This is a genomic window from Pseudomonas sp. Con_6 (assembly GCF_059379395.1).
Genome location: NZ_CM182011.1, coordinates 2,622,789 through 2,634,451, shown reverse-complemented (window position 1 = coordinate 2,634,451; position 11,663 = coordinate 2,622,789). Strand labels below are relative to the sequence as shown.

General features: G+C 61.4%; 11 protein-coding genes. 10 read left to right on the top strand and 1 reads right to left on the bottom strand.

Features of this window, described 5'->3' with window-relative positions:
- Positions 1-43 precede the first annotated feature (43 nt).
- On the top strand, positions 44-1,213 hold the full coding sequence (locus tag AC5QPF_RS11775) for a JmjC domain-containing protein (protein ID WP_494963370.1): 1,170 nt from the start codon (positions 44-46) through the stop codon (positions 1,211-1,213).
- On the top strand, positions 1,206-1,637 hold the full coding sequence (locus AC5QPF_RS11770) for a GNAT family N-acetyltransferase (RefSeq protein WP_494963369.1): 432 nt from the start codon (positions 1,206-1,208) through the stop codon (positions 1,635-1,637). The genes AC5QPF_RS11775 and AC5QPF_RS11770 overlap by 8 nt, the downstream gene beginning before the upstream one ends.
- A gap of 172 nt (positions 1,638-1,809) precedes the next feature.
- On the opposite strand, the gene AC5QPF_RS11765 is transcribed toward AC5QPF_RS11770, so the two are convergent.
- Positions 1,810-2,760, bottom strand: a complete 951-nt coding sequence (locus AC5QPF_RS11765; RefSeq protein ID WP_494963368.1) for an IS110 family transposase — start codon at positions 2,758-2,760, stop codon at positions 1,810-1,812.
- A gap of 284 nt (positions 2,761-3,044) precedes the next feature.
- On the opposite strand from AC5QPF_RS11765, the gene AC5QPF_RS11760 reads away from it, so the two are divergent.
- The 8 genes from AC5QPF_RS11760 (at position 3,045) to nuoF (ending at position 11,636) form a co-directional block, all read left to right on the top strand.
- A complete protein-coding gene (locus AC5QPF_RS11760) occupies positions 3,045-3,809 on the top strand; it encodes a secretin N-terminal domain-containing protein (RefSeq protein WP_494963367.1) in 765 nt (254 codons plus the stop codon).
- A 527-nt stretch (positions 3,810-4,336) separates the two neighbouring features.
- Positions 4,337-5,662, top strand: coding sequence for an isocitrate lyase (gene aceA / locus AC5QPF_RS11755; protein WP_075803220.1), 1,326 nt, complete (start codon positions 4,337-4,339; stop codon positions 5,660-5,662).
- A 133-nt stretch (positions 5,663-5,795) separates the two neighbouring features.
- A complete protein-coding gene (locus AC5QPF_RS11750) occupies positions 5,796-6,458 on the top strand; it encodes a lysoplasmalogenase family protein (RefSeq protein ID WP_494963366.1) in 663 nt (220 codons plus the stop codon).
- Between the two features lie 356 nt (positions 6,459-6,814).
- On the top strand, positions 6,815-7,228 hold the full coding sequence (locus AC5QPF_RS11745) for an NADH-quinone oxidoreductase subunit A (RefSeq protein ID WP_494963365.1): 414 nt from the start codon (positions 6,815-6,817) through the stop codon (positions 7,226-7,228).
- Between the two features lie 10 nt (positions 7,229-7,238).
- Positions 7,239-7,916: an NADH-quinone oxidoreductase subunit B gene (locus AC5QPF_RS11740; protein WP_075803222.1), complete on the top strand. Its 678-nt coding sequence runs from the start codon at positions 7,239-7,241 to the stop codon at positions 7,914-7,916.
- Between the two features lie 77 nt (positions 7,917-7,993).
- Positions 7,994-9,775, top strand: coding sequence for an NADH-quinone oxidoreductase subunit C/D (nuoC, locus tag AC5QPF_RS11735; protein WP_494963364.1), 1,782 nt, complete (start codon positions 7,994-7,996; stop codon positions 9,773-9,775).
- A gap of 2 nt (positions 9,776-9,777) precedes the next feature.
- Positions 9,778-10,275: an NADH-quinone oxidoreductase subunit NuoE gene (gene nuoE / locus AC5QPF_RS11730; RefSeq protein ID WP_042125476.1), complete on the top strand. Its 498-nt coding sequence runs from the start codon at positions 9,778-9,780 to the stop codon at positions 10,273-10,275.
- The gene (gene nuoF, locus AC5QPF_RS11725; protein ID WP_494963363.1) at positions 10,272-11,636 is read left to right on the top strand and encodes an NADH-quinone oxidoreductase subunit NuoF; all 1,365 of its coding nucleotides are present in this window, start codon (positions 10,272-10,274) and stop codon (positions 11,634-11,636) included. The genes nuoE and nuoF overlap by 4 nt, the downstream gene beginning before the upstream one ends.
- The last annotated feature ends 27 nt before the right edge of the window (positions 11,637-11,663 follow it).

Genomic DNA, 11,663 nt, shown 5'->3' with positions numbered 1-11,663 from the left:
TTTTATTCCTGAAAGAAAATTGTCTTTTTTCAATAGGTTAATCATGAATCCTGATATCCCACTGCAACTTCTCGGCGGTTTGACTGCGCGCCAGTTCATGCGCGACTACTGGCAGAAAAAACCGTTGCTGGTCCGTCAGGCCTTCACCGACTTCGAAAGCCCCATCGACGCCGACGAACTGGCCGGCCTGGCCCTGGAAGAGGAAGTCGAATCGCGCCTGGTCCTCGAGCACGGCGAAACCCCGTGGGAACTGCGCCGCGGCCCGTTCACCGAAGAGACCTTCAGCACCCTGCCGGAGCGTGACTGGACCCTGCTGGTGCAATCGGTCGACCAGTTCGTCCCGGAGGTCGGCGAATTGCTGGAGCACTTCCGCTTCCTGCCGAGCTGGCGTATCGACGACGTGATGATCAGCTTCGCTGCACCGGGCGGCAGCGTTGGCCCGCACTTCGACAACTACGACGTATTCCTGCTCCAAGGCCACGGCAAGCGCAACTGGAAAGTCGGCCAGATGTGCAACAGCGACAGCCCGCTGCTGGAACACGCCGACCTGCGCATCCTCGCCGACTTCGAACAGAGCGACGAGTGGACCCTGGAACCAGGCGACATGCTCTACCTGCCACCACGCCTGGCCCACTACGGCGTCGCCGAGGACAACTGCCTGACCTACTCGGTCGGATTCCGCGCCCCGAGCGCCGCCGAAGTATTGACCCACTTCACCGACTTCCTCGGCCAGTTCCTCACCGATGAAGAGCGCTACAGTGACGCCGACGCCCAGCCGGTCAGCGACGATCCGCACCAGATCCAGCACGATGCCCTCGGCCGCCTGAAAAGCCTGCTCAACGAGCACATGGGCGACGAGCGCCTGCTGCTGACCTGGTTCGGCCAGTTCATGACCGAGCCGCGCTACCCCGAACTGGTCAGCGGCGAAGAGCTGAGCGAGGAAGAGCTGGTGGACAGCCTGGAACAGGGCGCGATCATCATCCGCAACCCGAGCGCGCGCCTGGCCTGGTCAGAGGTGGACGACAACCTGCTGCTGTTCGCCAGCGGCCAGAGCCGCCTGCTGCCAGGCAACCTGCGCGAGCTGCTGAAGCTGATCTGCTCCGCAGACGCGCTGCACGCCGAGAACCTTGGCGACTGGCTCGGCGACGAAAACGGTCTGGAACTGGTTCACCAGTTGATCCAGCAAGGAAGCCTGGGGTTCGCCAATGAATAAGATCAAGGTCCGCCTGGCGGACTGGCACAAGGACAATGCGGATATCCGCCGCATCCGCGAAGCGGTGTTCATCGCCGAGCAGAACGTGCCGCCGGAACTGGAATGGGATTCCGACGACAACGACGCAATCCACTTCCTCGCCGTCGAGGATGACTACGCCATCGGCACCGCGCGCCTGCTGCAGGACGGCCAGATCGGCCGGGTCTCCGTGCTCAAGGACTGGCGCGGGATGAAGGTTGGCGACGCACTGATGCAGGCGGCCATCGTCGAGGCACAGAACCGCGACCTGAGCCAGCAGATGCTGACGGCGCAGACCCACGCCACGGCGTTCTACGAGCGCCTGGGGTTCCGGGTGGTCAGCGAGGAGTTCCTGGAGGCAGGAATCCCGCACGTCGACATGGTGCGCGACTCGAAACCCCTGTGACCCCAATCGCTGGCAAGCCAGCTCCCATAGGGACCGAGGCCGCGGACCCTGTGGGAGCAACTGTCTTTGAGGATTTATTTTCAAATGATCCCTTCAGACACGGCTTCGCCAGCGATACCGCGTAGCGGTGTCGCTGGCGAAGCCCGCTTTAAAAAATGGTCCTCGGTTTCTATCAGGCCGCGGATGCCTGAGCTTCCTGTTCTCTCCACTCCTTACCGTCTCTCAACATCGCATTGAGACGCACCAGGAGCTTGCGCATACATGCCACAACAGCGACCTTGGGAAGCTTTCCTCGCGCTCTCAAAGCCTGATACTCAGCTTTGACTTCCGGATCATGCCGGACCATCGACCAGGTCGACATATAGGTCGCGCCGCGGACTGCATAGCGCCCACCCTCGATCGATCTGGGGCCGTTCTTCTTGCCGCTGTCGTTGTTGTAGGGCGCCAATCCAGCCAAGGCCGCGATCTTGCGCCCCGTCACGGTTCCGAGTTCTGGCAGAAGCGCCATGAGCGTGCCGCACATGATGACCCCGATCCCTTTAACCGATCTCAAGCGCCTGGCTTTTTCCTTGTCCAGCACGTTCGAGGCATTTTCAATCGCCTTGTCCAAGGCCTTGATCTGGCCGTTAAGGTAAGCGATGTGATCGGTGTAAGTGGATACGGCTGTAGCGCAAGTGGTCTGTTTGATCCGGCGTTTGTCGCTGTCCCGACTCTTGACCAGGCTGCCTCGCAGCTTGATCAGTTCCCCCAACTCATCTCGGTCCTTGTTGGGCTCAACCTGGGGCACGTCCTCGAAATCTCTGGCAAACTTCGCCAGCATTTGAGCGTCGATCTTGTCGGTCTTGGCAATCCTGCCCATGGATTTCGCAAAGTCACGAGCGCGTTTGGGATTGACGCGGACTGCGTTCAGCCCGCCCAGCCGCAAGGCCCTGAATAGAGCCCTTTCATAACCGCCGGTGGCCTCAAGCAATACCCGCTCGACCTCAAGCTCATCCAAACAAGCGATCAACTGAGCGAAGCCTGCAGGGTCATTGCTGACTCGAAACTGTGAGATATTCGCGGGAAAGAAGCCCACGTCTACAGTCGCTTTCGAAACATCGAGACCAACACAGTAGGAAATCATTGCCAAGCCCTCTTACACTCAAGAAGTGAGAGCACTCTGACCTATCCCTAGCTTGGGATTTCGAGTTTCGTGGCTCATCCAACTGTTCGGGCTTCTGGTCAGAGTGAGAGGTGGATGGCGACTTGGCTCCCACTCGTGCTTTAGGCACCGCTGGCATTCAGTCTGCCATCCACTGCTCTCACCCCTTTGAGTTTAAGAGGACTTGAAGACACAAGCTGGCTTGCCAGCGATGAGGCCCTCAAATCCAAAGCAAATCCTCCCGAGCGCAAACAATCTTTGCCATCATGTCCACTCCACCCGCGGAGATCATGGACATGCCGCTACGCCCCCTGCTCGCCTCCCTGCTTCTGTCGCTCAGCCTCAACGCGCTGGCCGCCACCGAAGTCCTGCCTCTGAACCACCGCACCAGCGCTGAAATACTCCCCACCGCGCAAGCTTTCCTCGGCAAGGACGGCACGGTCAGCGCCTTCGAGAACAAGCTGATCGTCAAGGCCGAACCAGGCAAGATCGACGAACTTCGCACCCTGCTCCGCGACCTGGATACCGCGCCCAAGCGCCTGCTGATCAGCGTCGACACCACCGACAGCAACTACCAGGACAACCGCGGCAACGCCCGCGTTATCCGCTACGGCACCGCCAACCGCGAAGGCGGCCTGCAACAGGTCCAGGCCAGCGAAGGCACCCCGGCGCTGATCCAGGTCGGCCAGAGCATCCCCGTCACCAGCACCCAAACCGACGGCTACGGCCGCATGCAGAGCCAGACTGAATATCGCAACGTCACCCAAGGCTTCTACGTCACTGCCAGCGTCGCCGGCGACACCGTGCACCTCAACATCAGCACCAACAATGACCGCATGAGCCAGGAACGTCCGGATGTAGTGAAAGTACAAAGTACCGACACAAAGGTTACCGGCAAGCTTGGCGAGTGGATCACCTTGGCAGGGGTAAACGGTCAAAGTCAGACCGAACGCTCTGCTTCGGCCCTCTCGTACTCGACGCAACGCGGTGAAAACATGACATTGCGGGTAAAAGTCGACGAATTGCACTGAGCCCACGGAAATCAAGGCCTCGACCAAAGGCCTTGAAACTGACTGATGGGTCGTATTAGACCAAAGATGTAGTGGACTGAAAAAAGCACTACAAAACATTTGACGCCCCCGAATCACAGAGGCATGATGGCCCCGCTCCCGCTAATCAGGGGCCCTGGCAAGGGCCTTCGGGTCGCGCTTCGAACTACCCCCGAAGCCGGTTCGTGTCTGTACAGCCCACAAGGCGCGTTGGACGAGATTACGACTGGAACGAAGTTGTCCCGAGGGACGGAAGCGCATCAAAAGGTACATGGCACACCCTGATCGAAGCAGCACGGCAACCACGAGCCAATCTGCCCGACAGACGCCCGCACCCGCTCACTTCCTCCTCCGAGCCCCATCGTTCAACGTCGCGATTTCGCCCGACTAGACTGTTTCATCGCCAGCGCGTCCCTGAGCCGCGAGCATTCGGTGCTGCCCCTGTACGAACAGCGCAGCCGACAGAGCGAACATTTTTCACCAAGACCTATGCGACGAGGTTTATTTCCATGGCACTGACACGCGAACAGCAAATTGCAGCCCTCGAAAAAGACTGGGCCGAGAACCCGCGCTGGAAAGGCGTGACCCGTACCTACACCGCTGCCGATGTCGTCCGTCTGCGTGGTTCGATCCAGCCAGAACACACCCTGGCTCGCCTGGGCGCGGAAAAACTGTGGAACCTGGTGACCAAGGGCGCGCATCCGTCCTTCCGCCCTGAGAAAGATTTCGTCAACTGCATGGGCGCCCTGACCGGCGGCCAGGCTGTACAACAGGTCAAGGCCGGCATCCAGGCCATCTACCTGTCCGGCTGGCAAGTGGCTGCCGACAACAACTCGGCCGAATCCATGTACCCAGACCAGTCCCTGTACCCAGTGGACTCGGTACCGACCGTGGTCAAACGCATCAACAACTCGTTCCGTCGCGCCGACCAGATCCAGTGGAAAGCCGGCAAAAACCCTGGCGATGAAGGCTACGTCGACTACTTCGCGCCAATCGTGGCTGACGCCGAAGCCGGTTTCGGCGGCGTCCTGAACGCCTACGAGCTGATGAAGAACATGATCGAGGCAGGCGCCGCCGGCGTTCACTTCGAAGACCAGCTGGCTTCCGTGAAGAAGTGCGGCCACATGGGCGGCAAGGTACTGGTTCCGACCCAGGAAGCCGTACAGAAGCTGACCGCTGCCCGTCTGGCAGCCGACGTAGCCGGTGTACCGACCATCATCCTGGCTCGTACCGACGCCAACGCCGCTGACCTGCTGACCAGCGACTGCGACCCGTACGACCAGCCATTCGTGGTCGGCGACCGCACGCCGGAAGGCTTCTACAAGGTACGCGCCGGCCTGGACCAGGCCATCGCCCGCGGCCTGGCCTACGCCCCGTACGCCGACCTGATCTGGTGCGAAACCGCCAAGCCGGACTTGGACGAAGCCCGTCGCTTCGCCGAAGCGATCAAGAAGGAATACCCGGACCAGATCCTGTCGTACAACTGCTCGCCTTCCTTCAACTGGAAGAAGAACCTGGACGACGCGACCATCGCCAAGTTCCAGCGCGAACTGTCGGCAATGGGCTACAAGCACCAGTTCATCACCCTGGCCGGCATCCACAACATGTGGCACGGCATGTTCAACCTGGCGCACGACTACGCCCGCAACGACATGACCGCCTACGTCAAGCTGCAGGAGCAGGAATTCGCTGACGCCTCGAAGGGCTACACCTTCGTTGCCCACCAGCAGGAAGTCGGCACCGGCTACTTCGACGACATGACCACCGTGATCCAGGGTGGCAAGTCTTCGGTGACCGCGCTGACCGGCTCCACCGAAGAAGAGCAGTTCCACTGATCCACACGCTGTAAAATTCGGGTAACACGCGAGGCCCGGGACCTGTGATGGGGTTCCGGGCCTCGTTTCATTTGTTCTGCGCGCCGCAATCCTTTGGCTATGCTTGCAGGCACGCCATACGAAAGGACCGGCCATGTCCCGCTCCGTCACCCTGTTCGCATTCGCCCTGCTGGGCGGTGCTCTCTATCTATATGCACTGTCCGCCGGTAGCACGTGGCTGGCCCTGGCGGCCAAGCCGGTTCCGGTGCTGATGTTGCTGGCCTGGCAGCTCGCCGCACCGGCTACGGCGTACCGCCGCAGGATCATGCTCGGCCTGGGCCTGTCCATCGTCGGCGACCTGGCCCTGGCCTGGCCGGACGACCTGTTCGTCGCCGGCCTGGCAGCTTTCCTCTGCGCCCACCTGGCCTACCTATGGGCCTACCTGGACAAGACCCGCCAACCCGCCGTCGGTGCGCTACTGGCCGCCGCGCTGTGCGGCACAGGGCTATTCGGCCTGCTGGCCTGGCACGGCCTCGGTCCGTTTCTGGTGCCGGTCGCCTTGTATGCCGTGACCATCAGCGCCATGCTCTGGCGCGCCCTCGCCTGTGGCAGCCTGGCTGGCATCGGCGCGGTGAGCTTCGTATTCTCCGACAGCCTGATCGGCATAGATGGCTTCGTCAGCCCGTTCGCCGCCGCACCGTACCTGATCATCCTGTTCTACTGGCTTGGCCAGTGGGCGATCGCCGCGTCGGCACATCCAATGGCTAGCAACGGAACATTGATCCAGGGCGCGACGGCACCGAACAAAAGCGTCTAGAACAAGGCTTGCAAATAACTTGCAAGCCATACAAGCAATGAACTACTTAGTTGACTGGAATCGTAGGAATAACAGCAGCCAGTCAAATGATATTAATTATCATTACTAAAATCGTAGTTCATTACGCCAGGAAAGAAACATAATTAACGAAAGCAGCGACAATGCCCGAAATACAAGGCTTTCAGCGAGTTACGAAAGATTTTTGTTCTTAATCCTACGAATAAATTTGCAGCAGAAATTTTACTTGCACCGGGTTTACCCATAAAATCAGCGCGATAGATTCCGCTGCGACATATCGTCACTGCTCTACTTCTTTTCACGCTCAGAGACCACGTGCTCTGTTAAGGATTCTCAGCATGCCCGAATCGACCGGACTGATCGCCCACAACTGGGGTTTTGCCATTTTCCTGTTGGGTGTCGTCGGCCTCTGTGCCTTCATGCTCGGCCTGTCCAGCCTGCTCGGTAGCAAGGCCTGGGGTCGCAGCAAGAACGAACCGTTCGAATCCGGCATGCTGCCTACCGGCGGCGCCCGTCTGCGCCTGTCGGCCAAATTCTATCTGGTCGCGATGCTGTTCGTGATCTTCGATATCGAAGCCCTCTTTCTCTTTGCATGGTCTGTGTCCGTCCGCGAAAGCGGCTGGACCGGATTCGTCGAAGCACTCGTTTTCATAGCAATTCTGTTGGCAGGTCTTGTCTACCTTTGGCGGGTCGGGGCGCTCGATTGGGCTCCCGTGGGTCGTCGCAAGCGGCAAGCGAAGCTGAAACAATGAGGCTTTGGCAATGCAATACAATCTCACCAGAATCGATCCGGATGCGCCCAACGAGCAGTATCCAATCGGAGACCGGGAAACCGTCTCCGATTCGCTGCTAGAGGACCAGGTCCACAAGAACATCTTCATGGGCAAGCTTGAGGATGTGCTCAGTGGCGCGGTCAACTGGGGTCGCAAGAACTCCCTGTGGCCGTACAACTTCGGCCTGTCCTGCTGCTACGTGGAGATGACCACGGCGTTCACCGCGCCGCACGACATCGCCCGTTTCGGCGCCGAAGTGATCCGGGCATCACCGCGTCAGGCCGACTTCATGGTCGTCGCCGGTACCTGCTTCATCAAGATGGCGCCGATCATCCAGCGCCTGTACGAGCAGATGCTGGAACCAAAGTGGGTCATTTCCATGGGTTCGTGCGCCAACTCCGGCGGCATGTACGACATCTACTCGGTCGTCCAGGGGGTCGACAAGTTCCTCCCCGTGGATGTCTACGTACCCGGCTGCCCGCCTCGCCCTGAAGCGTTCCTGCAAGGCCTGATGCTCTTGCAGGAATCGATCGGCCAGGAGCGACGCCCTCTTTCCTGGGTCGTCGGCGATCAAGGCGTGTACCGCGCCGAGATGCCGGCCCAGAAAGATCTGCGTCGAGAACAGCGCATGCAGGTGACCAACCTGCGCAGCCCCGACGAAGTCTGATCCAGCGACCTGCCGCCCGTTCCCACGAACCGGCGGCCTGGCTTCATTCTCTACGTTGACCGAAAGCGACCGAGACCATGACAGCGGACACCGCTATTTATATTCCGCCTTACAAGGCTGACGACCAGGATGTGGTCGTCGAACTGCACAACCGTTTTGGCGCCGAGGCGTTCATCGCCCAGGAGACCCGTACCGGCATGCCGGTGCTGTGGATCGACCGCGCCCGCCTGATCGAAGTGATGACTTTCCTGCGCAACGTCGCCAAGCCGTACAGCATGCTGTACGACCTGCACGGCGTCGACGAGCGCCTACGCACCCAGCGCCGCGGCCTGCCGGGCGCCGACTTCACCGTGTTCTACCACCTGCTCTCGGTGGAACGGAACAGCGACGTGATGATCAAGGTCTCCCTGAGCGAAACCGACCTGAGCGTGCCGACCGTCACCGGTATCTGGCCGAACGCCAACTGGTACGAGCGCGAAGTCTGGGACATGTTCGGCATCGACTTCCCGGGCCACCCGCACCTGACCCGCATCATGATGCCGCCGACCTGGGAAGGTCACCCGCTGCGCAAGGACTTCCCGGCCCGCGCTACCGAGTTCGACCCGTTCACCCTGAACCTGGCCAAGCAGCAACTGGAAGAGGAAGCCGCGCGCTTCAATCCTGAAGCCTGGGGCATGAAGCGTCAGGGCGCGAACGAGGACTACATGTTCCTCAACCTCGGTCCTAACCACCCATCCGCCCACGGTGCCTTCCGTATCGTCCTGCAACTGGACGGCGAAGAGATCGTCGACTGCGTCCCGGACATCGGCTACCACCACCGCGGTGCCGAGAAGATGGCCGAGCGTCAGTCCTGGCACAGCTTCATCCCCTACACCGACCGCATCGACTACCTCGGCGGCGTGATGAACAACCTGCCGTACGTCCTCGCCGTCGAGAAGCTGGCCGGGATCAAGGTGCCGCAGAAGGTCGACACCATCCGCGTCATGCTGGCCGAGTTCTTCCGTATCACCAGCCACCTGCTGTTCCTGGGTACCTACATCCAGGACGTCGGCGCCATGACCCCGGTGTTCTTCACCTTCACCGACCGCCAGCGCGCCTACACCGTGATCGAGGCCATCACCGGCTTCCGCCTGCACCCGGCCTGGTACCGCATCGGTGGCGTCGCCCACGACCTGCCGCGCGGCTGGGACAAGCTGGTCAAGGACTTCGTCGAATGGCTGCCCAAGCGCCTCGACGAGTACACCAAGGCTGCCCTGCAGAACAGCATCCTCAAGGGCCGCACCATCGGCGTTGCCCAGTACAACACCAAGGAAGCCCTGGCCTGGGGCGTCACCGGTGCCGGCCTGCGTTCCACTGGCCTGGACTTCGACCTGCGCAAGGCCCGTCCTTACTCCGGCTATGAGAACTTCGAGTTCGAAGTGCCACTGGCCCACAACGGCGATGCCTACGATCGCTGCATGGTCCGCGTCGAGGAGATGCGCCAGAGCATCCGTATCATCGACCAGTGCCTGCGCAACATGCCGGAAGGCCCGTACAAGGCGGATCACCCGCTGACCACGCCGCCGCCGAAAGAGCGCACCCTGCAGCACATCGAAACCCTGATCACCCACTTCCTGCAGGTTTCGTGGGGCCCGGTCATGCCGGCCAACGAATCCTTCCAGATGATCGAGGCGACCAAGGGCATCAACAGTTACTACCTGACGAGCGACGGCGGCACCATGAGCTACCGCACCCGGATTCGCACGCCGAGCTACCCGCACCTGCAGCAGATCCCTTCGGTGATCCGCGGCAGCATGGTCGCGGACCTCATCGCGTACCTGGGCAGTATCGACTTCGTTATGGCTGACGTGGACCGCTAAGCATGAACAGCACGCTTATCCAAACCGACCGTTTCGCCCTGAGCGAGACCGAGCGCTCGGCCATCGAGCACGAGATGCATCACTACGAGGACCCGCGCGCGGCGTCCATCGAAGCCCTGAAGATCGTCCAGAAGCAGCGCGGCTGGGTGCCGGACGGCGCCATCCACGCCATCGGCGAGATCCTCGGCATCCCGGCCAGCGACGTCGAAGGCGTGGCCACCTTCTATAGCCAGATCTTCCGCCAGCCGGTCGGTCGCCACATCATCCGCGTCTGCGACAGCATGGTCTGCTACATCGGCGGCCACGAATCCGTGGTCGGCCAGATCCAGAGCGAACTGGGTATCGGCCTCGGCCAGACCACCCCGGACGGTCGCTTCACCCTGCTGCCGGTTTGCTGTCTGGGCAACTGCGACAAGGCTCCGGCCCTGATGATCGATGACGACACCTTCGGTGACGTGCAGCCGGCCGGTGTCGCCAAACTGCTGGAGGGTTACGTATGACCATCACTTCCTTCGGCCCGGCCAACCGCATCGCGCGCAGTGCCGAGACCCATCCGCTGACCTGGCGTCTGCGCGATGACGGCGAGCCGGTGTGGCTCGACGAGTACCAGGCGAAGAACGGCTACGCCGCCGCGCGCAAGGCGTTCTCGCAGATGTCCCAGGACGACATCGTGCAAACGGTCAAGGACTCCGGCCTCAAGGGCCGCGGCGGTGCAGGCTTCCCCACTGGCGTGAAGTGGGGCCTGATGCCGAAAGACGAATCCATGAACATCCGCTACCTGCTGTGCAACGCGGACGAAATGGAACCGAACACCTGGAAGGACCGCATGCTGATGGAGCAACAGCCCCATCTGTTGGTCGAGGGCATGCTGATCAGCGCCCGCGCCCTCAAGGCCTACCGTGGTTACATCTTCCTGCGTGGCGAGTACACCACCGCCGCGAAAAACCTGAACCGTGCCATCGATGAAGCCAAGGCCGCAGGCCTGCTGGGCAAGAACATCCTCGGCAGCGGCTTCGATTTCGAGCTGTTCGTGCACACCGGTGCCGGCCGCTACATCTGCGGTGAAGAAACCGCACTGATCAACTCGCTGGAAGGCCGCCGCGCCAACCCGCGCTCCAAGCCGCCCTTCCCTGCCGCCGTCGGCGTCTGGGGCAAGCCGACCTGCGTCAACAACGTCGAGACCCTGTGCAACGTGCCGGCCATCGTCGATGGCGGCGTCGACTGGTACAAGTCGCTGGCCCGCGAAGGCAGCGAGGACCACGGCACCAAGCTGATGGGCTTCTCCGGCAAGGTGAAGAACCCGGGCCTTTGGGAGCTGCCTTTCGGCGTCACCGCCCGTGAGCTGTTCGAGGACTACGCCGGTGGCATGCGCGACGGCTACAAGCTCAAGTGCTGGCAGCCAGGCGGCGCCGGTACCGGCTTCCTCTTGCCTGAGCACCTCGATGCACAGATGTACGCCGGTGGCATCGCCAAGGTCGGCACCCGGATGGGTACTGGCCTGGCCATGGCGGTGGACGACAGCATCAGCATGGTTTCCCTGCTACGCAACATGGAAGAGTTCTTCGCCCGCGAATCCTGCGGCTGGTGCACCCCGTGCCGCGACGGCCTGCCATGGAGCGTGAAGATGTTGCGCGCGCTGGAGAAAGGCCAGGGCAAGCGCGAGGACATCGACACCCTGCTGCAGTTGGTCAACTTCCTCGGCCCGGGCCGTACCTTCTGTGCTCACGCACCGGGTGCCGTCGAGCCGCTGGGCAGTGCCATCAAATACTTCCGCTCCGAGTTCGAGGCCGGTGTCGCCAGCAGTCCAGCCGGTGAAACCCTGCGCCCGAACCTGGCGAAGCCGATTGTGGTCGGCGCATAACAAGATGAAAAAGCGGAGGGTCCGTGC

Coding starts and splice junctions, on each gene's coding strand:
- AC5QPF_RS11775 (WP_494963370.1), top strand. CDS start 44: ATGAATCCTGATATCCCACTGCAACTTCTCGGCGGTTTGACTGCGCGC.
- AC5QPF_RS11770 (WP_494963369.1), top strand. CDS start 1,206: ATGAATAAGATCAAGGTCCGCCTGGCGGACTGGCACAAGGACAATGCG.
- AC5QPF_RS11765 (WP_494963368.1), bottom strand. CDS start 2,760: ATGATTTCCTACTGTGTTGGTCTCGATGTTTCGAAAGCGACTGTAGAC.
- AC5QPF_RS11760 (WP_494963367.1), top strand. CDS start 3,045: ATGTCCACTCCACCCGCGGAGATCATGGACATGCCGCTACGCCCCCTG.
- aceA (WP_075803220.1), top strand. CDS start 4,337: ATGGCACTGACACGCGAACAGCAAATTGCAGCCCTCGAAAAAGACTGG.
- AC5QPF_RS11750 (WP_494963366.1), top strand. CDS start 5,796: ATGTCCCGCTCCGTCACCCTGTTCGCATTCGCCCTGCTGGGCGGTGCT.
- AC5QPF_RS11745 (WP_494963365.1), top strand. CDS start 6,815: ATGCCCGAATCGACCGGACTGATCGCCCACAACTGGGGTTTTGCCATT.
- AC5QPF_RS11740 (WP_075803222.1), top strand. CDS start 7,239: ATGCAATACAATCTCACCAGAATCGATCCGGATGCGCCCAACGAGCAG.
- nuoC (WP_494963364.1), top strand. CDS start 7,994: ATGACAGCGGACACCGCTATTTATATTCCGCCTTACAAGGCTGACGAC.
- nuoE (WP_042125476.1), top strand. CDS start 9,778: ATGAACAGCACGCTTATCCAAACCGACCGTTTCGCCCTGAGCGAGACC.
- nuoF (WP_494963363.1), top strand. CDS start 10,272: ATGACCATCACTTCCTTCGGCCCGGCCAACCGCATCGCGCGCAGTGCC.